The organism is Larkinella insperata, from assembly GCF_026248825.1.
Taxonomy (GTDB): Bacteria; Bacteroidota; Bacteroidia; order Cytophagales; family Spirosomataceae; genus Larkinella; species Larkinella insperata.
The window spans coordinates 5,375,577-5,399,131 of the sequence record NZ_CP110973.1; the positions used below are offsets into that span (position 1 = coordinate 5,375,577).

Annotated in this window: 23 protein-coding genes; 10 read left to right on the forward strand and 13 right to left on the reverse strand. The window is 53.1% G+C overall.

The window, feature by feature from the left end:
* The first annotated feature begins 56 nt into the window (after positions 1–56).
* The 4 genes from pgmB to OQ371_RS21675 all read left to right on the forward strand — a co-directional run bounded on the left by pgmB (position 57) and on the right by OQ371_RS21675 (position 5,039).
* Positions 57–719: a beta-phosphoglucomutase gene (gene pgmB, locus OQ371_RS21660; protein ID WP_265990417.1), complete on the forward strand. Its 663-nt coding sequence runs from the start codon at positions 57–59 to the stop codon at positions 717–719.
* Positions 720–742: 23 nt separating this feature from the next.
* Positions 743–1,315 carry a DinB family protein gene (locus tag OQ371_RS21665; RefSeq protein WP_265990418.1) on the forward strand — a complete coding sequence of 191 codons (573 nt, stop codon included), beginning with the start codon at positions 743–745 and terminating at the stop codon, positions 1,313–1,315.
* Positions 1,316–1,403: 88 nt separating this feature from the next.
* Positions 1,404–3,737, forward strand: a complete 2,334-nt coding sequence (locus OQ371_RS21670; RefSeq protein WP_265990419.1) for a glycoside hydrolase family 65 protein — start codon at positions 1,404–1,406, stop codon at positions 3,735–3,737.
* Positions 3,738–4,070: 333 nt separating this feature from the next.
* Positions 4,071–5,039 carry a nucleoside hydrolase gene (locus OQ371_RS21675; RefSeq protein WP_265990420.1) on the forward strand — a complete coding sequence of 323 codons (969 nt, stop codon included), beginning with the start codon at positions 4,071–4,073 and terminating at the stop codon, positions 5,037–5,039.
* Between the two features lie 8 nt (positions 5,040–5,047).
* Here OQ371_RS21675 and OQ371_RS21680 read toward each other — a convergent pair whose 3' ends face one another.
* A complete protein-coding gene (locus OQ371_RS21680; protein WP_265990421.1) occupies positions 5,048–5,728 on the reverse strand; it encodes a hypothetical protein in 681 nt (226 codons plus the stop codon).
* Between the two features lie 30 nt (positions 5,729–5,758).
* The gene (locus tag OQ371_RS21685; RefSeq protein WP_265990422.1) at positions 5,759–6,106 is read right to left on the reverse strand and encodes a DUF6970 domain-containing protein; all 348 of its coding nucleotides are present in this window, start codon (positions 6,104–6,106) and stop codon (positions 5,759–5,761) included.
* Between the two features lie 245 nt (positions 6,107–6,351).
* On the opposite strand from OQ371_RS21685, the gene OQ371_RS21690 reads away from it, so the two are divergent.
* A complete protein-coding gene (locus tag OQ371_RS21690) occupies positions 6,352–7,191 on the forward strand; it encodes a hypothetical protein (RefSeq protein WP_265990423.1) in 840 nt (279 codons plus the stop codon).
* Positions 7,154–9,607 carry a hypothetical protein gene (locus OQ371_RS21695; protein ID WP_265990424.1) on the forward strand — a complete coding sequence of 818 codons (2,454 nt, stop codon included), beginning with the start codon at positions 7,154–7,156 and terminating at the stop codon, positions 9,605–9,607. The genes OQ371_RS21690 and OQ371_RS21695 overlap by 38 nt, the downstream gene beginning before the upstream one ends.
* Before the next feature lie 8 nt (positions 9,608–9,615).
* Here OQ371_RS21695 and OQ371_RS21700 read toward each other — a convergent pair whose 3' ends face one another.
* Positions 9,616–10,395: a hypothetical protein gene (locus OQ371_RS21700; RefSeq protein ID WP_265990425.1), complete on the reverse strand. Its 780-nt coding sequence runs from the start codon at positions 10,393–10,395 to the stop codon at positions 9,616–9,618.
* A gap of 77 nt (positions 10,396–10,472) precedes the next feature.
* On the opposite strand from OQ371_RS21700, the gene OQ371_RS21705 reads away from it, so the two are divergent.
* The 3 genes from OQ371_RS21705 (at position 10,473) to soxC (ending at position 13,117) form a co-directional block, all read left to right on the forward strand.
* Positions 10,473–11,111, forward strand: a complete 639-nt coding sequence (locus OQ371_RS21705; protein ID WP_265990426.1) for a class I SAM-dependent methyltransferase — start codon at positions 10,473–10,475, stop codon at positions 11,109–11,111.
* Between the two features lie 136 nt (positions 11,112–11,247).
* Positions 11,248–11,850 carry a c-type cytochrome gene (locus tag OQ371_RS21710; RefSeq protein WP_265990427.1) on the forward strand — a complete coding sequence of 201 codons (603 nt, stop codon included), beginning with the start codon at positions 11,248–11,250 and terminating at the stop codon, positions 11,848–11,850.
* Positions 11,851–11,866: 16 nt separating this feature from the next.
* Entirely contained in the window at positions 11,867–13,117 is a 1,251-nt protein-coding gene (gene soxC, locus OQ371_RS21715; protein WP_265990428.1) for a sulfite dehydrogenase, read from the forward strand.
* A gap of 79 nt (positions 13,118–13,196) precedes the next feature.
* Here soxC and dnaK read toward each other — a convergent pair whose 3' ends face one another.
* Positions 13,197–15,131 carry a molecular chaperone DnaK gene (dnaK, locus tag OQ371_RS21720; RefSeq protein ID WP_265990429.1) on the reverse strand — a complete coding sequence of 645 codons (1,935 nt, stop codon included), beginning with the start codon at positions 15,129–15,131 and terminating at the stop codon, positions 13,197–13,199.
* A 256-nt stretch (positions 15,132–15,387) separates the two neighbouring features.
* The gene (locus OQ371_RS21725) at positions 15,388–15,966 is read right to left on the reverse strand and encodes a hypothetical protein (protein ID WP_265990430.1); all 579 of its coding nucleotides are present in this window, start codon (positions 15,964–15,966) and stop codon (positions 15,388–15,390) included.
* Between the two features lie 127 nt (positions 15,967–16,093).
* Between OQ371_RS21725 and OQ371_RS21730 the strand changes: the two genes are divergently transcribed.
* Positions 16,094–16,507, forward strand: coding sequence for a nuclease A inhibitor family protein (locus OQ371_RS21730; RefSeq protein WP_265990431.1), 414 nt, complete (start codon positions 16,094–16,096; stop codon positions 16,505–16,507).
* A gap of 37 nt (positions 16,508–16,544) precedes the next feature.
* On the opposite strand, the gene rplT is transcribed toward OQ371_RS21730, so the two are convergent.
* The 8 genes from rplT to OQ371_RS21770 form a co-directional block, all read right to left on the reverse strand.
* The gene (gene rplT, locus OQ371_RS21735; RefSeq protein ID WP_111628079.1) at positions 16,545–16,889 is read right to left on the reverse strand and encodes a 50S ribosomal protein L20; all 345 of its coding nucleotides are present in this window, start codon (positions 16,887–16,889) and stop codon (positions 16,545–16,547) included.
* A 184-nt stretch (positions 16,890–17,073) separates the two neighbouring features.
* Entirely contained in the window at positions 17,074–17,271 is a 198-nt protein-coding gene (rpmI, locus tag OQ371_RS21740) for a 50S ribosomal protein L35 (RefSeq protein WP_111628078.1), read from the reverse strand.
* Between the two features lie 162 nt (positions 17,272–17,433).
* Complete coding sequence (gene infC, locus OQ371_RS21745) at positions 17,434–17,994, reverse strand: translation initiation factor IF-3 (RefSeq protein WP_265990432.1); 561 nt, start codon at positions 17,992–17,994, stop codon at positions 17,434–17,436.
* A gap of 209 nt (positions 17,995–18,203) precedes the next feature.
* Entirely contained in the window at positions 18,204–20,156 is a 1,953-nt protein-coding gene (gene thrS / locus OQ371_RS21750) for a threonine--tRNA ligase (protein ID WP_265990433.1), read from the reverse strand.
* Between the two features lie 75 nt (positions 20,157–20,231).
* Positions 20,232–21,404: a tetratricopeptide repeat protein gene (locus OQ371_RS21755; protein WP_265990434.1), complete on the reverse strand. Its 1,173-nt coding sequence runs from the start codon at positions 21,402–21,404 to the stop codon at positions 20,232–20,234.
* A gap of 90 nt (positions 21,405–21,494) precedes the next feature.
* Positions 21,495–22,391, reverse strand: a complete 897-nt coding sequence (locus tag OQ371_RS21760) for a class I SAM-dependent methyltransferase (RefSeq protein WP_265990435.1) — start codon at positions 22,389–22,391, stop codon at positions 21,495–21,497.
* Positions 22,381–22,794, reverse strand: coding sequence for an EVE domain-containing protein (locus tag OQ371_RS21765; protein WP_265990436.1), 414 nt, complete (start codon positions 22,792–22,794; stop codon positions 22,381–22,383). The genes OQ371_RS21760 and OQ371_RS21765 overlap by 11 nt, the downstream gene beginning before the upstream one ends.
* A 51-nt stretch (positions 22,795–22,845) precedes the next feature.
* Positions 22,846–23,400 carry a DinB family protein gene (locus tag OQ371_RS21770; protein ID WP_265990437.1) on the reverse strand — a complete coding sequence of 185 codons (555 nt, stop codon included), beginning with the start codon at positions 23,398–23,400 and terminating at the stop codon, positions 22,846–22,848.
* Between the last annotated feature and the right edge of the window lie 155 nt (positions 23,401–23,555).

Consider the following 23,555-nt stretch of genomic DNA (forward strand, 5'->3'; position numbering starts at 1 on the left):
ATTTGAAAGTCTGTTTTTATCACTTTATTGCGGCATTCAACCTGAACGAACCACAAATGCCCATAAAAGCCTTACTGTTTGACCTTGACGGCGTCATTGTCGATACCGCCATTTTTCATTACCAGGCCTGGCGACGCATGGCCAACAGCCTCGGATTTGACATTACGGAGGAATTCAATGAACAGTTGAAGGGCATCAGCCGCACCGAATCGCTGGACATTATTCTGGCGCACGGCGGACTGGTACTTTCCGACGAGAAGAAAGCCGAACTGGCCGCCCAGAAAAACGAGTGGTACCTCGAACTGGTTTCGCAGATGACCCCCGCGAACATTCTGCCGGGGGTGACGGACTTCTTCGCCCAGGTCAAAGCCGCCGGGCTGAAAACGGCCCTGGGGTCGGTGAGCAAAAACGCCCGGCTGATTCTGGAGCGCATCGGAATGCTCGACGACTTCGACGCCATTATTGACGGTACTAAGATCAGCCGCGGCAAACCCGACCCCGAGGTGTTTCTGAAAGGTGCCGCCGAAACCAAGGCGCAGCCGGACGAATGCGTGGTGTTTGAAGACGCCGTAGCCGGAATTGAAGCGGCCAAACGGGGCGGTATGCTGGCCGTAGGCATTGGCGAACCAGCGGTTCTGACGTGGGCGGATCTGGTCGTTGGCTCCCTGGCGGACCTTACCCTGGACGAAGTGTTAACGCTAGCGCCCACGCATCGCTAGCGGTATCAAAAGAAACGAAAACCATGCAAAAACTCGAAACGGCCCAACAGCTTCAGGAGCGAATCAGGGCGGTTCTGGCGACCGTTGAGCGGGAGTTTCGGCCCCTGAGCGACGAGCAACTCAACTGGAAACCGGATACGCGGCAGTGGAGCATTACCCAGTGTTTGCAGCACCTGAACCTGGCCGAACGGTTTTACATCCGCAACCTCCAGAAAAAAGTCGACGACCTGGGTCTGATCCAAACCAACCCGACCGATCAGGCGCTACAAGCCGGTCTGGCGGGCCGGTTGCTGCGCTACGCTGTCGATCCGAACACCACCATGAAATTGCCCACGGTTTCGTTTATGAAGCCCCGCCATGATCTGAACGCCCGGGACGTAATGCAGCAGTTTATCGAATTGCAGCAGCTCTTGCACGATTTACTCGATAAAGCCACGTACCTCGACTGGAACCGTGAAAGGCTGATGACGCTGTTTGGCAACTGGCTTAAAATCAACCTGGGGGATGCCTTTCTGATGCTTGTTGCCCACAGCGAACGGCACATCAATCAGGCCCTGCGGGTGAAACAACAGGCCGCCGGAACCTCATCAAACTAGTCGTTGAACGTGCCGATTGGCCGCTAAATTGCAGAATACCGTCTATGGATGGCTTGTCACCCAAAGATTTTATAAACCCAGTATTCGGATGAAACAGTATTTGAAGCACGACCCCTGGTTAATTATTGAAGAAGATTTCCACCGCAACTACAACGAAATCACGGAAAGCGTCATGAGTCTAGGCAACGGACGCATGGGCCAACGGGGCAATTTTGAGGAACATTTCTCGGGTAAAACCTTGCAGGGCAACTACGTTGCGGGCGTGTATTACCCCGACAAAACCCGGGTGGGCTGGTGGAAAAACGGATATCCCGAATACTTCGCCAAAGTCCTGAACGCGGCCAACTGGATCGGTATCGACATCACGGTTGAATACGAAACCCTCGACCTGAACACCTGCGAAGTGCGCGATTTTCGGCGGGTGCTGAACATGCGGGAAGGGTACCTCGAACGGTCGTTCGTGGCGATTCTGAGGAGCGGAAAAGAGCTTCAGGTGAACGTTAAACGGTTTTGCTCGATTGTCGACGACGAAGCCGGGGCCATTCGCTACAGCCTGACGCCCCTGAACTTTGACGCCAAGATTACCGTCGAACCGTACATCGACGGCAACATCCGCAACCGGGATTCCAACTACGACGAGACATTCTGGGACGAGGTGCGGAAGGAAACCGCCTACGGTGAAGGCTACATCGAACTGCGCACCCGCAAAACCGGCTTCCACGTCTGCTCGGGCATGTGCGTCGAAATTGAGCAGGACGGCGTTCGGATTGATTTTCAGTCGCAGCCCATTCGCCGGGAAAAATACGTGGCCAACCGCATGACGCTCGATTGCCAGCAGGGCCAGGAAACCGTTCTTTATAAATACGCCGTCAACCTGTCGTCGCTCAATTACGATTCGGATTATATTGTTGCCGAGGCCCACAAATCCATTCAGCGCATCACCCGGAAAGGGTTTGACCGGATGCTGCTCGATCAGCAGCAGGCCTGGGCCGACAAATGGAAGACGAATGACATTACCATTGAAGGGGACGCTGCGGCCCAGCAGGGCATCCGGTTCTGCATTTTCCAGCTCAACCAGACGTATACCGGCGAAGACGAGCGTTTGAACATCGGTCCGAAAGGCTTCACCGGCGAAAAATACGGCGGCTCCACCTATTGGGACACCGAAGCCTACTGCCTGCCGTTCTACCTGTCTACCGCCGATCAGAAGGTGAGCCGTAACCTGTTGCGGTACCGGTACAAACACCTGGAAAAAGCCATCGAGAATGCCCGCAAGCTCGGATTCAAAGCCGGGGCTGCGCTTTACCCGATGGTGACGATGAACGGCGAGGAATGCCATAACGAGTGGGAAATCACGTTCGAAGAGATTCACCGCAACGGAGCCATTGCCCACGCCGTTTATGATTACGTGCGGTATACGGGCGATGAGAATTACCTGGTTGAATACGGTCTGGAAGTGCTGATTGCCATCAGCCGGTTCTGGAGCCAGCGCGTTAACTGGTCGGAAGCCAAGCAGCAGTACGTGATGCTGGGCGTTACCGGCCCGAATGAGTACGAAAACAACGTCAACAACAACTGGTACACCAACTACCTGGCCGCCTGGACGTTGCGCTACACCATCGAAACCGTCGGCCGCGTGAAGGAACTGAACCCTGAGAGGTTCAACGAGTTGTGCGACCGGATTCACTTCCGTGAAGAAAAGGAAATTGCGACAGCGAAGCACATCATCGACCACATGCACTTTCCCTACGACGAAAACCGGCAGGTGTTTCTGCAACAGGATTCGTTTCTGGACAAGGAACTGATGACCGTCAGCGAGATTCCCAAAGGCCAGCGGCCGCTCAACCAGCACTGGTCGTGGGATCGGATTCTGCGCTCGTGCTTCATCAAACAGGCCGATGTGCTGCAAGGCATTTACTTTTTCGAGGACGATTTCGACGAGGAAACCATTCGCCGGAACTTCGATTTCTACGAACCCATGACCGTTCACGAATCGTCGCTTTCGCCCTGCGTCCACTCGGTGCTGGCCTCGAAGCTGGGCATGAAAGACAAAGCCTACGAAATGTACCTGCGCACGGCCCGGCTGGACCTCGACGATTACAACAACGATACGGAAGACGGCTGCCACATAACCTCGATGGCCGGAAGCTGGCTGGCCGTGGTAAAAGGCTTCGGCGGCTTGCGGATCAAGGACGACCAGGTGGTGCTTACCCCCTACTGCCCGGACAATTGGGAATCACTGGCCTTCAAAATTCGCTTCCGGGGCGCTTTGCTGGAAGTGAAAGTAACGCAGAACGAGGTGTCGGTGGAGAATTTTTCGGGCCAAACGGCCGAGATTGTCGTCTTCGGCGAATCGATGTCGCTGGCCGGCAAGAGTCAGAAAGCGTTTAAACGATCGGCCCTCGCACCGGAATCGAACTAGTTTTCTTTGTGCTATTTTTCAATCATGCCCCCGGCGGTCACCCATCCGGGGGCATTTTATTTTAGCGACGAACCGGCAATGAATGCATCCTGACAGCTGGGTACGTGCGAGCGGCTTCAACGGTTTGGCAAGAAACAGACCCGCGAAATCCAGCGTACTTGTAACGCCGTGTTTTAGGCGCAGGGCCGTCTTTTCAGACCGACACGTGGGTTTGCAGCCGGAAACAACACCCCCGTTTTTACCTATGCATTCCGGTATTCTGTTTACTTTGCGGCCTGTCCGGCTGGCAATACCCATCCTACCAGGCAAGGCGACTTTTACCTAAACCGTCCGATGCGCATCTCATTTTTCCTCCTGACCACCCTGCTGTTTAGGGGTTTGTCCTTCATCTCCTCCCCCGATTTCGCCCAACCGCCGGTACCGGTTATTCTGGACACCGACATGGACTCGGATGTAGACGATGTGGGTGCACTGGCCATGCTCCACGCTTACGAACGGGCCGGGAAAGTCAACATACTGGGCGTGATTGTCACCAGTGACGAAGTAAACAGTGCCGCCTGTACGGACGCCATCAACACTTTCTTCGGACGGGGTACTCTTCCCATTGGGGTCAGTCAGCGGGATTCCCTGAAGAGTTTTTCGAAGTATACACAGGCCGTTGCGCAGGCGTTTCCGCATCAGATAACGAACCGCACGGCCGAAGCCGCCACGAGCGTGTACCGGCGTTTGCTGGCGGCCCAGCCCGACGGCAGCGTGGTCATCATCACCATTGGCCACCTGACGAGTCTGAGCCGGTTGCTTCATTCCGGCCCGGATGCCGCCAGTCCGCTGGATGGTCGGGCGCTGGTGGCTCGGAAAGTAAAACGTTGGTCGTGCATGGGTGGTCAGTTCCCCAACGGCAAGGAAGCCAACTTTTACCGCCCCGACCCCGCTTCGACCGTCGACTGCTTGAGTACGTGGACCCTGCCCGTAACGTTTGCGGGGTGGGAAGTGGGTCAGCAGATCGTGACCGGCGGCTCGGCTTTTCGGGAACGTTGCTCCGCTCAAAGTCCCGTTTACCGGGGATACGAACAATACAACGGTTTTCAGGGCCGGGCCAGTTGGGATCAGGTCGCCGTGCTGGAAGCCGTCGAAGGTCTTGAACCCTATTTTTCAGCCGAAAACGGGCAGTGCGTCGTGGCTGCGGACGGCAGCAACCAATGGCAGCCCACGTCCCAAACTAACCACCGGTATTTAAAAATTAAGGGTTCACCCGAAGCGATTCAAAAACGAATCGAAACGCTGATGCTGGGGGGGTGGTGACCGTCTCCTTATTTCTTCAACGAAGTATTTTTTGCCAGTTTTCCCAACACAACCCCCAACGTCACTTGAACGGAGGGCCGCCAGCCTTTCCGAAAGTTAGCCGTGACATTCCGCTTGTAATCCCAGGTCTGGTTGTCGTTCGTCCAGTAATACCCATTCCAGTAATCCGGATGTTGGGTAATGTTTTGGGTCGAGAACAGTTTAGCAATGGATTGAAACCCCAAGGCCCCGGCCAGCGTGACCCGCCGGAAAAGGTAAAATTTACCGCCCACTGAGAAATCGGCGGCCAACGAAAAACCAGCCGCGCGCAACGAGTCAGCGGGAATCGCATAACGCGGAACCTGTTCCAGTTGCAAAACCGAATAATCTCCCAGAACGCGCACGGAAGCAAACAAATCGAGGATGTTATTTTGCAGGTCGTAATACCGTCGATAACCGATTCCCAGTTTGGTAGCACGAAACCGGTCCACTCGGGGCGGCAATAAAAGGGCGTGACCGTGCTGGCTGCTGTTGTGATAGGCTGATATCACCACACTGTTCAGACGTCCAAGGTACCGTTCGTACTGAACCACCTGAAATTTTGGGTGAACAAATCCTACCGGTGAAACGGAAATTTCCTGACGCTGGGCCTGTGCTCCCCTTAGGGTCGCCACCAACAACAGGAGAATCAAGGAAAAATTCTTCATCATTCAAAAGGTAAGTGGATCGTTGAGCGCAACTTACGGTTTACGCCTGTCTTCCCAAACCAACATCGGGTTTTCGGCTTCTTTGGAAAACTCCGGGCAGCGACCATCCCCTTTGCCCGAAAAGCCGCCGTCGGGCGCACAAAGCGTGTCGCAGTTGGCAATCACCACGCCTGGAATATCGCAGCAGCGGGGCGGAATGTAATACACCTCCTGGCCTTTGAACGCATAGCGATAGACCTGCGCCGGAGGGTTCCAGACAGGCTCCTGCTTAATTTTTTCGATTACCTGCTGAATACAATCCGGGACCGTCTCCGGAGCGGGATTTTTATCCTCACAGCCGAGAATTAGCGTCAAAATGAGTATACTCACAAAGGTTTTCATGGCGCCTGCCGTTTTTCCAGTATAGACTCAAAATGAACCCGGAACGTTGGAGAGAATTTAGGATAAATTGCCTTAAATCATTTTTAGCTTTATTCCCTCTGCTCCTCTTTTCTTGTGAAAAACCAACGCCCAAACAACTAACACCCGCCTTTTATTACTGGCAGACCACTTATCAGCCCACGCCTGCCTACCTCCACTTGCTCCGGCAGATTCCACTTCAAAAACTTTATATACGGTATTTCGACGTGGACTGGGACGCGGCAACCCAATCGCCCAGGCCCAAAGCCGTGATTGAGTTTGTCCGGAAACCCACTGGCCTGACGGTGGTACCGGTCGTCTTCATTACCAACCAAACCCTGCTTCAGTGCCCTACCTCGCAGATTCCGGCCCTGTCGGAAAACATCTTCCGAAAAATCAGCCAGCTTAGCCAGCGGAACGGTATCTCTTTTCGGGAACTGCAACTCGATTGTGACTGGACCTCCCGCAGCCGCGATCGGTATTTTCAACTGCTTCGGGAAGTTAAAAACCGGTTTCGGGGTACGGTTTCGGCCACCATCCGGCTGCATCAGATTAAGTACCCCGAGCAGACCGGCATCCCGCCCACCGACCGGGGCATGTTGATGTTTTACAACATGGCCGACTGGAAACGGCCCGAAACCCGGAACTCCATTTTTGACCTGACGGTGGCGGGGCGGTATTTGGACCGACTCGAACACTATTCCCTGCCGCTGGACGTTGTATTACCGTTGTTTCGCTGGACGGTCGTTTACCGCAACAACCGGTTTCTAACCCTGCTCAACAACGTCGATCAACAAACGCTGACGGCGCTTCCGTTTTTGAAACCCGAAGGCGAAAACCGTTTCATGTCAATCCGGGACACCGCAGCGCTGGGCTTGTCCTTCCGCCGGGGCGACCTCTTGCGGGCCGAAGCGTGCCAACCCGACGACCTGACGCGAGCAAAAGAACTGTTGTTATCAAAAATTAGTAACCAAAAACTTACATTTGCCCTCTATCATCTCGACTCTACCGTTATTTCGCCGTATTCCAATGCGTTTATCCAGTCTCTTTTCCGTTCGTCTCCGTAGCCTCCTGCTGTCACTTGCCATCCTGATCGGTTTCGCCTGCGGTCCGAGCACTTACGATATCAATGAGTTCATGAGCTTTTTCATGCCGGAAAGCAGTCAGGCTTCGGCTCGCGATCAGATTTATCATTTTACTCCATTGCTGTACCGGTACGAGGACGGTTTTGGTCCGAAAAAAGATTCGCTGCAACCCGACCCGAACGTACTGTCCTGGGAAACGTACACGCAGCATAAGGTACCGCAACCCGAAATCGTCAACGCGCTTTACAACCGCGATATGAAAACGTCGAACGGACTGGTGCGCTGGGCTTCGACCTCCAATCCCGCAGCTTTGGTTTATCTGAACCTGGCCTGGCGGGTTGAGGAAGCCGCCCCCAAACCCCGCAATAGCTGGGAAACCGATACAACTCCACCGGACACCTCGACGGCTCCGCTAACGGCTCTGCTGAAGGAAGCTCGCACGGGATATTCTGCCACGCGGGACGGTTTTCTGAAAGAACGGTACGCGTTCCAAGCCGTTAAACTGGCGGCCCTGGCGAAAAAGTTTGAGCAGAGCCGCGACTTATATGATGAGCTGGTTCGTCCGCTGTCGAAAAAAACGTTTCTCAGTGATTGGGCCTACAGTCGACACGCCGGGGCGACGCTGGCCCTGGGAGACACGGCCCGGGCGATTTACGAATTTGCCCAGGTTTTCGATCGCTGTCCCTCGCGTCGGCGGGAAGCGGAAGCCAGCCTGCGGATTCACGGAATCCGGTTTCGGGAGAAAGCCCTTGAGTATTGCGCCAACAACCGCGAAAAGGCCGCGGTGTACGCCCTCTGCGCCATTCAGCCGAAGCAGGATGCCCTGCCTTTTCTGAAGGAAATGACACGGCTGAATCCGGAAAATTCATTGATTGAACTGGTAATGGCGCGGGAAATTAACCGCAATGAATACTTTTTCTTTCAGGATGGCGCGCCCCTATACGGGTACGACGATGCCAGCCGGGCCGACTCCCTCCGGTTCATAAACCGCCAAAAAGAAGCTCCTGATTATTTTGAACAGCTGAGAAGTTTCGCACTCGAATCGGCGGAAAACAAAGCGTTGAAAAATCAGGCCTTCTGGTATACGGCCACCGCTTACCTGGATTACCTCGGGAAAGCATACGATCAGGCCAAAACGCACCTGGATTTAGCCAGCCAGCAACCGACGGCAAATCCGATCTTGAAAAAGCAGATTGCCCTCCAACAAATGCTCCTGCTGACGGCTCAAACCGATGCCATCACACCGGAAGCTGAAAGTCAACTTATCGGCTATCTCGAAAAGTTTGGCAATTCGCTGAATTTTTACATGACGAATGCCTTTGTGGAAACCTGCAAGCAATGGGCGGCCAAATACGGTTACAGAAAGGAATCGACCAAAGAATCGGGCGGCTTTCTGGCCGGCTGTTTCCGCTCGAAAAGCTCTTCTGTGGACGAAAACAACCTGGCCAAAGCGTTCCTGCTGACGGCTTTAACTTCGTCGCAACTCAACAAAAACGAGATTTACTTTAACAGCCATTCGGATTTATACGACATCGAAGATACCACATCGGCGGCCACCGTTCGAGGAGTTGTTGAGTTTGCGTCCCGGGCCAACCCGACTGATTTTGACAGACGGCTGCTCCGGCTGAGCGGTTTTACGCCCGATGCGTTGAACGTTCTCTACGGCAGAAGGTTACTGGCGGAAAATCAATATGCCCAGGCCGCTGAAGCGTTCGCCAAAGTCGATCCGAAAGTGTGGCAAAATGAGCCGTTTAAAACGTATTTCAACGAAGACCCTTTTGTTGTAAACCTGATCGGCAAAAAAACCAGTACCCCTACCGCGAACCCTTACACTCCGGTGACATTTCTTCAGAAGCTGGTAGCGCTGGAAAAACAGGCACAAAACGCATCCGGCGACGCGGCCGCCAACCTGTATTATCAGCTAGGCTGCGGAACGTTTAACCTGAGCTGGTTTGGCAACGCCTGGATTCTGGAACGCGCGCGCTGGAGCCGGGCCGAGCCTACTTTATACCAGTATACCTACCATCAGGTCCAGAATCCACAACGGAATCAGACGCTCGATTCGTTGAATAAACAGGTTTATTACACCACCGCCGACGCCAAGGCTTATTTTGAAAAAGCCATTTCAGCGGCACAAAATCCGGAACTAGCCGCCAAAGCCTGTTATATGGCCGCCCGTTGTGAGCAGAACGCGTTCTGGACACGCCAGGAAACCGAACTATCCAAACGAGGGTACTCAGCCGACCCGGAACCGTTCAACGCCGAAATGAAAAAGCTCCGCCGGTCGGAATACACCAACTATCTATCAAAATTATCGCAGCAATACCGCCAAACCCAGTTTCACCGGGATGCCATTCGGGAGTGCGCAACGTACGCGGACTTTTTAGCCGGAAAGTAATTTTGAGCTTATCGTTTCTTGAAACGTTCGCCGAAATAGCAATTTATACCAACGGCCAGATAGCCCCATTTATCGGAGCTATTTTTGCCGTAATGATTTCCTTCGGTAAAGGCCAGGCTGCCCGGCTGCATAATTTGGTTGTTGCCATCCAGGGTGGCATCCAACTTGTCGGTCCGAACGAAATTAAACCGGATGTCGCCAAACACGCTCATTCGCCGGGCTAGGGCCGTCGACACCCGAATGCCCGTCAGCCAGACCAGCTCGTGCGTATTTCGGATGCCCGATTTTCCGCGGGGTTCAATGCCGTCGCGGCTCCGGTGGCTGTTCTGGTTGTTGGTCAGCCGCTGCAACGCCCCCGTGGTCAGATCATGCGCTTCAGCCCGAAAAAACAGCAGACCGGTCCCCGCATAAGGACGTACCTCCACCAGTCGCTGCTCCTGGCGAAACCAGGGCAAAACATCCACCGAAACGGCCAGGGCCACCTGGGTAAACCGGGCGCTGGATGCTGAATGATAAAATTCATCCTGCTGTGCTTTCAACGTTCCAAAATCAAACGGAACTTCAACCGATACAGTTTGGGTAACGGGAATCACCAACGAAGCCCCTAAAAAGGGCGTTGATTGCAGGTCTTTGAGATCGCCAAACAGTTGGGTTAGACCGCCCCGGATCGCCAGGCTGGCGGGCTGCGAATTTTCCCAGCGGCTTTGCGGACGACGCTGAGCCGATGCGGTCAGTGTGGTGAGAATTGTAAAAAGCAAACTGAACCCAAAGCGTACTTTCCTGTTCATTATGTGGTGTGGATATAGATTTCACGTTAGACGGCCCTTTGCTTAAAAAGTCATCCCCCATCCCACTTTTTTCACGCATGGCGAATCAACCAGTCGTTGACAACGGTTTCGACAGCATTGCTCCTTTTTACGATGCCCTTTCCCGGCTTGTGTTCGGGAACGCGTTGCGGAAGGCGCAGGCCTGCTGGCTCAACCAGATTCCACCAGGAGCCGAGATTCTGGTGTTTGGTGGCGGTTCGGGCTGGCTGTTAGCACGTCTTTTGGCCGTTTGCCATCCGCGTCACGTTAGTTACATCGACGCTTCAGCGGCCATGATAACGTTGGCGCGCCAAAAGGTAGATAACGACAGTCGCGTTGACTTTCGGACGGGCACGGAACTTTCCATCCAGCCGGGTGATAAAGTGGATGTGGTGATCACGCCCTTTGTTCTAGACCTGTTTGCGGAAGAACGCCTAAAAATCGTTGTTCTTCCCCGCTTATTTTCCAGTTTGAAACCCGGCGGACTATGGCTCTGCTGCGACTTTCTGGAGCCTCGTTGGTGGTGGCAAAAAATTCTGCTCTGGAGTGAATACCGATTTTTTCGTGCGATCAGCCGCATTGAAGCCGATCATTTGCCTAACTGGCAACATCTATTGGAAACGCATCTTCCGCTCAACCCCGGTCAGATGACTACCTTCTTTGGAGGGATGATCGGCAGTGGTTACTGGCGAAAGTAGTACCTGGATACGAATAGAAGTCGGTTCATTCGTAACGCATGAAACTTCCTCAATTTTAATAGTACATTTGGAATTTCATCTTTACCACCCAATTTTATTAGCCTAATCATAGCCACTAGTTTCTAAACCAATTCCCATGTGGAAGTTTTACCTTGGCTCCTCGCTTCTGGCCTCCGTTTTTTGCACCGCCTGCCTGATAACGTCCGGATCTTTCCCGCGGCCTGTCAACCAAACCCGGCCCGATACACTGGCTTGGCCGAAAACGTTTGGATTTGGCAAACCAGTAACCACTCAACAGCTTACCCGCCTGGATACTGATGTTCGTCCGGACGGTAAAGGTCTACCCGCCGGAAGCGGTACCGCCCGGCAGGGGAAGCCCATTTATGCGGCAAAATGTGCAAGTTGCCACGGCCCAACCGGAGTGGAAGGCCCGAATGATCAGCTCGTCATTATCAAGGGGTTGACAGATCCAGCTGCCAAGGCAAAAAACAAAGTCATCGGCAATTACTGGCCTTATGCAACAACCGTTTTTGATTACATCAAACGGGCGATGCCGTTCAATCAGCCGGGCTCGCTGAGCGATCCGGAGGTCTACAGCCTGACGGCTTTTCTGCTGCACGCCAACGGCATAATCAAAGAAACCGATGTGATGAATGCCCAGACCTTGCCCAACATTCAAATGCCCAACCGCGGCTCGTTCGTTCCCGATGATCGACTGAGCACCCCGGCGGTTCGTTAACAAAAGCCGTATTCCAATGACTACTAACGATAAAGACGAAGCTTCCCAACCTTCTAAAAAGATTCACCGGCGCACTCTGCTGGGCGGAATGGCAACGGCTGCGGTGGTGCTGGCCCAGACGGCGCACGGCAAGGCATTCCAGGCAGGTATTTCCCGCTCCGAATGGGTCAGTCCCGAAGACCCCACGAAAGTTCTCGGTGTTCCGCCCGGCCTGGTCGGCACCCGGTCACCGCACGTCAGGCTGGCCAAATTGCCTTCAGAAATATCTTCTCGAACACCCTTACAGGATTTATTCGGCACCATTACCCCCTCAGACCTCCATTTTGAACGGCACCACAACGGCGTACCGGCCATCGATCCGGCCCGGTACGAACTGGTTATCCACGGTATGGTTGCCCGGCCGACGACGTTCACCCTGGCCGATCTTAAACGTTTCCCCTCGGTTTCGCGCATCTGTTTTCTGGAATGTTCGGGCAATTACCGTGGCCAGGATGATGGGAAAATCGCGCCCCAGCAAATCTGCGGGCTCACCAGCCAGAGTGAGTGGACTGGCGTTAAGCTTTCCACCTTGTTTCGGGAAGTGGGGGTTGATCCCAAATCAACCTGGTTTCTGGCCGAGGGCGGAGATTCGGCGGTCATGACCCGCAGCATTCCGACGAGCAAGGGTTGGGAGGACGCCATTCTGGCTTATGCTCAAAACGGCGAAGCCGTGCGTCCCGAGCAGGGCTACCCGGTCCGGTTGCTGCTTCCGGGCTGGGAAGGCAACGCCAACGTAAAATGGCTGCGACGCCTTGAATTATCCGACCAACCTTACCATACCCGGCAGGAAACGTCTAAATACACGGAAGCCATTGGTGGCGGGAAAATTCGTCAATTCAGTTTTGTGATGGACGCCCGGTCAATTATTACCTACCCGGCTTACCCGGCGAAAGTGGAAAAGGGATGGATCGAAATTCGGGGCATTGCCTGGAGCGGCCGGGGCAAGATTGCCAGGGTGGAAGTTAGCGTTAATGCGGGCAAAACCTGGCAAACCGCCGAACTCCAGGAACCGGTTCTGGACAAAGCCCACGTCGTTTTCCGGTACCTATGGCACTGGAACGGCCAGCCAACCGAAATCATGAGCCGGGCCGTGGATGAAACCGATTATACCCAGCCGACTTTAAAAGAACTGGTGGCTGCCCGGGGTGGAAATATGGGCTATCACCTCAACCCGATTACGGCCTGGTCCCTGCAACCGGATGGACAGGTGTTGTTTAAAGCCACCTGACGGGATTGAGGTTTCAGCCCGCCTAAAAAAGAAGCCCGGAAGCGATTTGCTTCCGGGCTTCAGTATGAATGCGTACCGATTATTTTACTTCTTCAAACGGTACATCCGAAACGTTATCCTGCTGACCGGCTGACTGACCATTCTGGCCGTTGTCCGGACCGCCCTGGCCGGCAAAACCGTCCGCCGGGTTGGGACCTTGTGCACCGCCCGTGGCGTTGTACAGTTCCTGCGAAGCGGCCGCCCAGGCAGCGTTCAGTTTTTCGATACCCGCATCGATTGAGGCTGCATCACGGCTGCTGTGGGCCGTACGCAATTCGCTCAGCGCACCTTCGATTGCCGTTTTATTGCCTTCAGAAAGTTTGTCGCCGTATTCTTTCAGTTGTTTTTCCGTTTGGAAAATCAGTGAGTCGGCCTGGTTTACTTTCTCGATTTTCTCGCGTTCGGCTTTATCCGCAGCTTCGTTGGCTTTGGCTTCTTCGCGCATCCGGTTGATTTCGGAATCACTCAGACCACTCGACGCTTCAATCCGGATTTTCTGCTCTTTGCCGGTGCCTTTGTCGCGGGCCGTTACGTGCAGAATACCGTTGGCATCGATATCGAACGTTACTTCAATTTGCGGCACACCGCGCGGAGCCGGTGGAATACCGTCGAGGTGGAATCGACCGAGGGAACGGTTTTGAGCCGCCATCGGACGTTCGCCCTGCAGAATATGGATTTCGACGCTCGGCTGGTTGTCGGAAGCCGTTGAGAACGTTTCTGATTTCTTGGTCGGAATCGTCGTGTTGGCGTCGATCAGGCGGGTCAAGACGCCACCCATCGTTTCAATACCCAGCGACAGCGGGATAACGTCCAGCAGCAGTACGTCTTTTACTTCACCGGTCAAGACCCCACCCTGAATCGCGGCACCGATGGCCACGGCTTCGTCGGGGTTGACATTTTTCGACGGTTTTTTACCAAACAGTTTTTCAACTTCTTCTTGCACGCGCGGAATCCGGGTTGAACCACCGACCAGGATGACTTCATCAATCTGGTTGGCCGATAGACCGGAGTTTTTCAGCGCCCGGCGGCAGGGTTCCAGACTGCGTTGAATCAGCGAGTCGGACAGTTGCTCAAATTTCGCCCGGCTCAGCGTCCGAACTAAGTGCTTGGGAATACCGTTCACCGGCATGATGTACGGCAGGTTTATTTCCGTAGAGCTCGAGCTCGACAGTTCCACTTTGGCTTTTTCAGCGGCTTCTTTCAACCGTTGCAGCGCCATTGGGTCCTGACGCAGGTCGATGCCTTCGTCATTTTTGAACTCCTGCGCCAACCAGTCGATGATTACCTGATCAAAGTCGTCACCACCCAGGTGCGTATCACCGTCGGTTGATTTTACTTCGAATACGCCATCGCCCAGTTCCAGAATTGAAATATCAAACGTACCGCCACCTAAATCGAATACGGCGATTTTCATGTCCTGGTGCGTTTTGTCCAGACCGTACGCCAGAGCGGCAGCCGTCGGCTCGTTGATGATCCGTTTCACATCCAGACCCGCAATCTGACCGGCTTCTTTAGTAGCCTGACGCTCAGCGTCGTTGAAGTAAGCAGGCACCGTAATAACGGCTTCCGTTACCGTTTGCCCCAGGTAATCTTCGGCGGTCTGCTTCATTTTTTGCAGAATCAGAGCCGAAATTTCCTGCGGTGTATATTGCCGATCACCAATCCGGACGCGTGGCGTGTCATTGGGGCCACGTTCTACGGAATAGGCAACCGTATTGATTTCGTTTTGAACTTCGTTGAACCGTTTTCCCATGAACCGTTTGATCGACGAGATCGTGTTCTTGGGGTTGGTGATGGCCTGACGTTTCGCCGGATCACCGACCTTCCGCTCGCCGTTGCCGTTGTCCATGAAGGCGACAACCGACGGCGTAGTCCGACGGCCTTCGCTGTTAGCGATTACCACCGGCTCGTTACCTTCCATAACGGCCACGCACGAGTTGGTTGTTCCTAAGTCAATTCCTATAATCTTTCCCATGATACTTTTTACGAATGTCTTGCTTTAAGTCGTTTGACAAACTACAATGGCTATTAAACAAGTTCGGTGCCAGCTCCGGAAAAAGCTATGAAATGTGACAGATTGACAGCTAAAGCTGACTGAATGGCTTTTAATCCGCTTTTCAACGCAAATAACCTGACACGATGGAAACGCATTACCCGTCAAATCGATTACCGGTGGCATTTTTAAGCGGGTGGTAAAAGCAAAAAGGCGGATTTCACAACCCGCCTTCCTGTTAATTGCCAAATAAGCCACCCAGCATTCCGCCCAGGCCCCCACTCCCCGACTGGTTTTGTTTGTTGGTATTTCCCCCGCCCATCAAGCCACCTGCTACCCGCATTAAATCGCTCATGTCCAGTTTACCGTCGGCCATTGCCGAACTAGCCGCTCCCATCCAGTCAACCCCTTGCTGACCCGTTGCATGTCCCAGAATTTCGTTCCCGTTTACACTGCTGTCGTTTGTATCGCGCGCTTTATTCATAAACTTATTCAACACCATCGGAACCACCACGGTGGCAATCGACATCGCTACCTGCGGAGAAATGCCCAACCGTTCCATCAGGCTTTTCTGTACATTTTGCTGGACTCCCTGCGTAACTGGACTCGTGCTCACATTTGCGTCGCTTCCCTGTCCCGTTACCATGCTCAGCAGACTGCCCAGATTACCGCCCTGCGCCTGCTGCTGCAAACCGCCTAGTATTCCGCTCGAAATGGCCTGTACAGCGTCTTCGTTTTGGTTATTGGGAATAGCCGGATTGTTAATGACTGCATCGCCCGTCTGCTGGCGAATTAAGTTCATGAGGGTCTCCATCATGATTGAAAAAGAGTTTGATTGGGTAATGAATACCGTGAATAATCAGGACAACCTGTTTCTTTGTAAGTGTAACTAACCGCGCAAGAATCAGTTTTATTAAGACGCAATTATTTACCAATTGTAACCGATGCCAGGCGAAGAACCGACCCCCGAACTTTCTTTTTCCGAATTGCTGAAGGACCTCTATTATCCCAGCGAATCCGATGAACCCGTGGAGTTTGTAAATTATCCCGTCCAGTTCGATCCCCCGTTAACAAGCGGGCATATGCGGGATTTGCTACTGGTTACCCCAGAAGTTTACGTTGAAGAAATACCGGAAACGGAATTTTGGGAACCTGTCGTGACCGATCAGGACTGGTACGACGAAGAGGAGAAAAGAAGAACCGCCCGTTTTAGCGAACTGCAGAAGCGCATTGAATTGGTTTTGACAGACCGGCAGGCTTTTCGGGTTGGCGACGTGGAAGTGGGTTTATACCTGCTCGGACGGAAAGCCGACGGCTTTTGGGCGGGACTTCGAACGACGGTTGTAGAGACAACCTAAAAAAACAGGCAGCCCTTGGGGCTGCCTGCTATACTATTTATTTCACAGTTTCAACAACGGCTTTGAAAGCCTCGGGATGGTTCATGGCCAGGTCAGCCAGAACTTTTCTGTTCAATTCGATACCGGATGCGTTGATTTTACCCATCAATGCTGAATAGGAAAGACCGTTTAGACGCGCACCGGCGTTAATCCGCTGAATCCAGAGGGCGCGGAAATCCCGTTTTTTCTGGCGACGGTCGCGGAACGAATAAACGAGGCCTTTCTCAACCGCGTTTTTCGCTACCGTCCAAACATTTTTACGACGACCAAAGTATCCTTTGGCCAGTTTCATTACTTTTTTGCGACGTGCCCGGGAGGCAACGTGGTTCACTGAACGTGGCATTTTTTAGTTAGTTTGTTTTTGACGACAGGCGACAAAATCAGTGAAAAGGTATGAGTGAAGAGTTAGCGTAGCGCTATTGAAAAAACTCTTACTTCTCAACTCTTGCTTCTTAACTCCTTTGTGCTTTAGGCCTGTAATCGGGTTGAACATGAAACCGCGCGGGGAAACCGCGAAAGCCAGGCAATTACGCTAGGCCGAGCATTACCTGAATCCGACGCTCATCCCCTTTAAACACCAGCGCGTCGTGAACGAGGTTGCGCTTGCGTTTGGTTGATTTCTTCGTCAGGATGTGGCTGTGGAAAGCGTGTTTCCGTTTGATTTTACCGGTACCCGTCAGCTTGAACCGCTTCTTGGCGCCCGAATTGGTTTTAATTTTTGGCATTGTTGTAAAACAGAAAAGTTGCTGATTGTGAAACAGGGCGCAAAGTTAGGAAAAATAAAGCAGAAAAGGAAGAATAAAGAAAGAGGCTTCAAGAAGATAACCCGATCCGCCCAACGGCGACCGCTTACCCTCTTGAGGCCTCTTTTCTATGTTTCCTAAAACTTATTTTTTCGGTGTAAGTACCTTTGGAGCCAGAAACATGATCATCCGTTTGCCTTCGAGCTTCGGTTCAGCCTCCACTTTGCCGATGTCTTCCAGTCCTTTGGCAAACCGCGCCAGCAGTTCGAAGCCGCGCTCTTTGAAAACAATCGAGCGACCGACAAACTGTACGTAGGCTTTTACTTTGGAGCCTTCTTTCAGGAAGCTAATGGCGTGTTTGAGTTTAAATTCGAAATCGTGATCGTCGGTGTTCGGACCGAACCGGATTTCTTTAATAACGACTTTCTGCGCCTTCGCCTTAATTTCCTTTTGCTTCTTCTTTTGTTCGTACTTGAACTTGGAGTAGTCAACAATGCGGCAAACGGGCGGAACGGCATTCGGTGATATCTCGACAAGGTCCAAGTTCTGAGCCTGGGCTAGTGCCAGAGCCTGCTGAATCTCGTAAATTCCCTGTTCGACGTTTTCACCAACTACCCGAACCTGGCGGGCTTGAATACGGCCGTTGATCCGATACGGTTCTTCGACCACACGCGGGGGGCGCATGGGTCTGCGCTGTAATGCCATAGATAATGTTTAGAGTTGAAAATAAATCCGCGAAAGCGGTTGATTACGTGGCTATAACGTAATGCTGTTTATAAAGTTTCCGGTAAAATAAAGATTTTGAGTATCCGGAACAAATTTTTGAGTCAACAAGGCAGAATGACCCACAAAAAACCGTCGTGACGGCCATTTGAATGTCTTTGCGTGGGTTATTCTGCCTTGTTTCTCCCGAATTAAACTACAGGTGCTGCCGTTGGTTTGATTTCATTCTGAAAAAACTCCACAAATTCGGTCAGCGACATCGACCCGACATCGCCTTCGCCTTTGCGACGGACGGAAACCCGGCCTTCTGATTGCTCTTTTTCCCCCAGAATCAGCATGAACGGCACTTTGCTCAGCTCGGAATCCCGGATCTTGCGGCCAATTTTTTCGTCGCGGTGATCGACGTAGCCCCGAATGTCGTTTTCCTGAAGCATCAGAAAAACTTCGTTGGCGTAATCTTCGTATTTTTCCGAAATCGGCAGCACCGCAATTTGATCCGGCGACAGCCAGAGCGGAAAGTTCCCGGCCGTATTCTCGATCAGAATCGCAATAAACCGTTCCAGGGAGCCAAAAGGCGCGCGGTGAATCATGACCGGACGGTACTTCTGATTATCCGAGCCCGTATACTCCAGTTCAAAGCGTTCCGGCAGGTTATAATCGACCTGTACGGTTCCGAGCTGCCATTTCCGGCCCAGAGCATCTTTCACCATAAAATCGAGCTTCGGTCCGTAGAAAGCCGCTTCGCCCAGTTCGGTTACGGTGCGCAGGCCCTTTTCGGCGGCTGCTTCCACAATGGCGGCTTCGGCTTTCTCCCATACTTCGTCGGTACCGATGTATTTCTGCTTGTTCTCCGGATCGCGGAGGGAAATTTGGGCCATATAATCGTTGAAGCCGAGCGACCGGAACACGTACAGCACCAGATCGATCACCTTCATGAACTCTTCTTTGACCTGATCCGGCCGGCAGAAAATGTGGGCGTCGTCCTGGGTGAAACCGCGCACCCGGGTCAACCCGTGCAACTCCCCGCTTTGTTCGTACCGGTACACCGTTCCAAACTCGGCCAACCGCAGCGGCAGATCACGGTATGAACGCGGCTTGGTTTTATAAATCTCGCAGTGATGCGGGCAGTTCATGGGCTTCAACAGAAACTCCTCACCGGCTTCGGGCGTCAGAATGGGCTTGAACGAATCTTCGCCGTATTTTTCCCAGTGGCCCGACGTTACATACAACTGTTTGGCGCCGATGTGCGGAGTAACCACCGGCGAGTAACCCGCCCGGACCTGCGCTTTCCGCAGGAAGTTTTCGAGCCGCTCGCGCAGCATGGTACCTTTTGGCAGCCAGAGGGGAAGCCCCGCTCCAACTTTCTCCGAGAACGCAAACAGTTCCAGTTCTTTACCCAGCTTGCGATGGTCGCGTTTTTTGGCTTCCTCCAGCAAGTACAGGTAGTCGTCGAGTTCCTTCTGTTTCGGGAAGGTTACGGCGTAGACGCGGGTCAGCATCTTATTTTTTTCGTCACCGCGCCAGTAGGCTCCGGCCACGTTCATGATCTTGGCCGCTTTGATAAAACCGGTATTCGGAATGTGGGGTCCGCGGCAGAGATCGGTAAAATTGCCCTGTCTGTAAAAGGTGATGGTTCCGTCGTCGAGCCCTTCCAGCAGGTCGAGTTTGTAGGGGTCGCCTTTTTCTTCAAAATACGCTACGGCTTCGGCTTTGCTGATCGGCTGACGCACAAACTCCTGTTTCTGACGCGCCAGTTCAAGCATTTTATCCTCTACCTTTTTAAAATCTTCCTGCGAGAAATGCTGCCCGTTCAGGTCTACGTCATAGTAAAACCCTTTCTCGATCGGCGGACCAATACCAAATTTGATGCCCGGATACAAGGCTTCCAGAGCTTCGGCCAGCAAGTGCGCCGAGGAGTGCCAGAATGTCGCTTTTCCTTCGGGGTCGTTCCACGTCAACAGCGTAACCGTCGCATCCGCGGTGATGGGGCGCGTTGCATCCTGCACCGTTCCGTTCACTTTAGCGGCCAGCACATTGCGCGCCAGCCCTTCGCTGATGCTCATGGCAATTTCCAGACTGGTTACTCCGTTGGGATACTCCCGGACACTGCCGTCGGGCAGCGTAATACGAATTTGGTCACTCATTTTAGTATTGATTTATACATTGGTATTTCAAGTGGCAATTTTCCACAAAAGGACGCTGAAAGCAAGGAAATGCGATTAATTTCTGGTCGAATCCCGGCCTATACGGGTCCGGGGCTGAATCATCATCACACGAACCCGCGTCGTGTCCAGAACGGAACGCGGGCCGTTGGTGCCGCTCGAACCATTTTCGGCGGACAGATCGGTTCCGTAGCCATACTCATTCCGTTTACGAACCCGCCAGTAGCCATAGTAAGCCTGCTGATCGCCCGCGTTCTCCTGCATGGCTAACGCATAAAGGCTAATGGCTTGTTCCCACTGCCGCATTTGTTCATAACACATCGCCCGGTAGAAATTAATCCGGGGGTATTTGGGGTCCAGCTTCAAAACCTGATCGAAGTGAACCAGGGCCTGGGGCATGTTCCGAATCTTCATCATGACCAGCCCCGACTGCAACTGGGCCGCAATCATCGTTGGCTGCAGTTGAAGCGCCCTGCGGTAATAATGATAGGCACTGTCTTCCACGGAAGTTTGCTGGTAGATCCGGCCCAGGGCATACATTAAACCGGGGTCATTCGGAAAATAAGCAGTTCCGCGCTTGTTGTAGGCGATGGCGGCCGGGTAATTTCCCCGAACGCCGTGGATAACCGACAACTGCACATAAGGCTCCAGAAACCGGGGCTTTAGCGTCAGGGCCCGGTTGTAAAACGAAACAGCCCGGGCCGTATCTCCCGATTTGGCGGCTACCAGTCCGTTCAGATAAAACGCTTCGCCTTCATAAGGTGCCATTTGCAGGGCTTTTACCAGGTAAAACCGGGCGCGGTCCAGTTCCTTCTGCTGCTGCAGCAAGTCCCCGATAACTATGTACAGTTCCGGGGTATTTACGCCCAACCCCTCGGCCCGCAGCGCGCTTTCCAGTCCGTCTTCGTATAACTGCCGTTTCCGCAGCACCTTGGCTTTGACAAAGTGGTACCGCCCTTCGTTGTCATCGCGGTCGAGAGCCTCGTTGATGTCGGAGAGTGCTTCCCCGGTTTTCCCGAGGTCCATGTACAACGCGGCCCGTTTGGCGTAGGCCGACGCCGGACTGCTTTGGTTGATGGCCCGCGTCAGGGCTTCCAGGGCCGCCTGATTCCGGATGTCGCCCGAATTTTGCGGAACCGCCGGGATGCGGGTATGCCGCTGATCCTCGCCGGAACATGCCACCAGCAAACAACATCCCATCAACCACCAGAGGCTTACGAATCTGCCCATCCTATCTCTCATGAAAAACATCAATTCCACTCGTGCCAACGCCTTTGAAAGGCATCAGCACGGCTGAATTTCCTACTGCAAATATAGGTTTTAGATGGAAGAAAACCGATAAAAGACGCCCAGCGGCAGGCGTTTCGCAAAACCGTCGGCGAGGTACAATTCGCCAAATTCGGTATTGGGGCGCTCGCCAAAATGGGCGCGCATCAGGTTTTCGAGTATCAGCGCCGAAAAGCCGAGGGAATACAGATTAATGATCAGAAAATAGTTTTGCCGATCCAGCAGTTCCGCACAAACCTGCAGCAAGTCGCTCAGGTGTTCTTCCAGCAGCCACTTCTCGCCTTCGGGTCCGCGGCCGTAGGCGGGCGGGTCCAGAATCAGACCGTTATAGGTGTTACCCCGCCGGACTTCGCGCCGGACAAACTTCAGGGCGTCTTCCACCACCCAGCGAATGTTGTCGAGCCCGCTGGCTTCCATGTTTTCCCGCGACCAGGTGATCACCTGCTTAACGGCATCAACGTGGGTGACGTCGGCCCCGGCCTGCCGGGCGGCCAGCGAAGCCGCCCCGGTGTAGGCAAACAAATTCAGAACCCGCGGTTTTTCAACCGGCAACTGCTCAACTTTCTGGTGAATGTAAGGCCAGTTGACGGCCTGTTCCGGAAAAATGCCGACGTGTTTAAACGAGGAAAGCGACAGTTTGAAGGTTAGATCCAGCCCGCTCGACTGGTACGGGATAAACCACTTTTCGTCCATTTTCGAACGAAGCACCCATTCGCCTTTTTCCTGCGATCCTTTGTCGCGTTTGAAAACGGCGTGCGAACGGTGCTGCCAGTCGGCGTCGGTCAACGACTTGGGCCAGATGGCCTGCGGTTCGGGGCGGCTGAGAATAAACGAGCCGAACCGTTCCAGTTTTTCGAAACCGCCGGTATCAATCAATTCATAGGAGGACCAGCTTTCGGGAGTCAGCAGTTCCAGTTGGTTACTTTGCATGCGCCAGGGCTAAAATACACTCAAATTCATTCGGACTAACGGGCACCACCGACAACCGGGATTGCCGGATCAGGGCCAGGTTTTGCAGCAACGGTTCGGCTTTAAGCTGTTGCAAGGAAACCCGTTTCGGAAAACCCGTGACGGGTTCCAGCTCCACCACGACCCAGCGCGGGTCGTCGGGGATGGTGGGGTCTGGGTACGATTCGCAGCACACCTTCGCCAGCCCGACAACTTCCTTGCCCGTTACACTGTGGTAAAACAACACCTGATCGCCCACCCGCATGGAAGCCAGGTTGTTGCGGGCCTGGTAGTTGCGCACACCGTCCCATATGGCTTTTCCCTGTTTAACAAAATCGTCCCACGAGTAGGCGTCCGGTTCCGACTTAACAAGCCAGTAATTCAATGATTTAGAAGGTTGAAATGATCGATTGGTTTGAAAGGCGACGGGCAGGAATTAATAATTATCGAAGTCGTCGCCGTAGCTGGAACCGTATTCATCGCGCGACAGATCGTCGTCCAGCCCTTTAAATTTCAACCCTTTTTTGATGAGCGAGATTTGCCCCGAATGGTAGGTGTCATGGTTGATCACCCCGTGCAGCATATCGTAATACGTATAGTCGCGACCGGGAACGATATCTTCCAGAAATTCGTCGTCGTCGCGCTTGTCGAGTTCGTTAATTAGCTCTTCCTGGCTCAGGCTCAATTCCATCTGGAGAGCTTCCCATTCAAAATCGTCGATCGTCTGAAACGACCCGAAGTTTTTCTCGGGCGTTTTGATGTCAAAATCTTTATCGCCCTGCATTTTCTTGACGCAGAAAATACGCCAGCTCGTCAGGTGAAAGACCAGTTCGGCAATCGAGTGGGTGTTGGGTGTCAGCCGGTGTCCGGCCATTTCGGGGGAAACACCACTCAATACCTCCACCAGCGAGGGGCCGTGCCACGCTTCTTCACCTTCGTATGTGGTGTTGAGTAAATCAATGATTCGTATTAATTCGTCGTTCTGTACCATTTTCTACCGGATGTGATTTGGAGAGGATGTACCTTCTTTCTCATTTTTTAACAAAGGTAAGAGGGTTTGGTCATTATTCATTACATCCTTATTTAGTTTATCAAAACGAGCAAAATATAAATTATTAAAGAATCTTCATGAAAGCATACGGTACT

Bases quoted from the DNA above. Each gene is read 5' to 3' on its own strand.
- OQ371_RS21685 (WP_265990422.1), bottom strand. From the start codon at position 6,106: ATGAAAACCTTTGTGAGTATACTCATTTTGACGCTAATTCTCGGCTGT.
- OQ371_RS21675 (WP_265990420.1), top strand. From the start codon at position 4,071: ATGCGCATCTCATTTTTCCTCCTGACCACCCTGCTGTTTAGGGGTTTG.
- OQ371_RS21695 (WP_265990424.1), top strand. From the start codon at position 7,154: ATGCGTTTATCCAGTCTCTTTTCCGTTCGTCTCCGTAGCCTCCTGCTG.
- OQ371_RS21730 (WP_265990431.1), top strand. From the start codon at position 16,094: ATGCCAGGCGAAGAACCGACCCCCGAACTTTCTTTTTCCGAATTGCTG.
- OQ371_RS21700 (WP_265990425.1), bottom strand. From the start codon at position 10,395: ATGAACAGGAAAGTACGCTTTGGGTTCAGTTTGCTTTTTACAATTCTC.
- OQ371_RS21710 (WP_265990427.1), top strand. From the start codon at position 11,248: ATGTGGAAGTTTTACCTTGGCTCCTCGCTTCTGGCCTCCGTTTTTTGC.
- OQ371_RS21755 (WP_265990434.1), bottom strand. From the start codon at position 21,404: ATGGGCAGATTCGTAAGCCTCTGGTGGTTGATGGGATGTTGTTTGCTG.
- pgmB (WP_265990417.1), top strand. From the start codon at position 57: ATGCCCATAAAAGCCTTACTGTTTGACCTTGACGGCGTCATTGTCGAT.
- OQ371_RS21705 (WP_265990426.1), top strand. From the start codon at position 10,473: ATGGCGAATCAACCAGTCGTTGACAACGGTTTCGACAGCATTGCTCCT.
- OQ371_RS21665 (WP_265990418.1), top strand. From the start codon at position 743: ATGCAAAAACTCGAAACGGCCCAACAGCTTCAGGAGCGAATCAGGGCG.
- OQ371_RS21760 (WP_265990435.1), bottom strand. From the start codon at position 22,391: ATGCAAAGTAACCAACTGGAACTGCTGACTCCCGAAAGCTGGTCCTCC.
- OQ371_RS21680 (WP_265990421.1), bottom strand. From the start codon at position 5,728: ATGATGAAGAATTTTTCCTTGATTCTCCTGTTGTTGGTGGCGACCCTA.
- infC (WP_265990432.1), bottom strand. From the start codon at position 17,994: ATGGCATTACAGCGCAGACCCATGCGCCCCCCGCGTGTGGTCGAAGAA.
- rpmI (WP_111628078.1), bottom strand. From the start codon at position 17,271: ATGCCAAAAATTAAAACCAATTCGGGCGCCAAGAAGCGGTTCAAGCTG.
- thrS (WP_265990433.1), bottom strand. From the start codon at position 20,156: ATGAGTGACCAAATTCGTATTACGCTGCCCGACGGCAGTGTCCGGGAG.
- soxC (WP_265990428.1), top strand. From the start codon at position 11,867: ATGACTACTAACGATAAAGACGAAGCTTCCCAACCTTCTAAAAAGATT.
- OQ371_RS21770 (WP_265990437.1), bottom strand. From the start codon at position 23,400: ATGGTACAGAACGACGAATTAATACGAATCATTGATTTACTCAACACC.
- rplT (WP_111628079.1), bottom strand. From the start codon at position 16,889: ATGCCACGTTCAGTGAACCACGTTGCCTCCCGGGCACGTCGCAAAAAA.
- OQ371_RS21725 (WP_265990430.1), bottom strand. From the start codon at position 15,966: ATGATGGAGACCCTCATGAACTTAATTCGCCAGCAGACGGGCGATGCA.
- dnaK (WP_265990429.1), bottom strand. From the start codon at position 15,131: ATGGGAAAGATTATAGGAATTGACTTAGGAACAACCAACTCGTGCGTG.
- OQ371_RS21670 (WP_265990419.1), top strand. From the start codon at position 1,404: ATGAAACAGTATTTGAAGCACGACCCCTGGTTAATTATTGAAGAAGAT.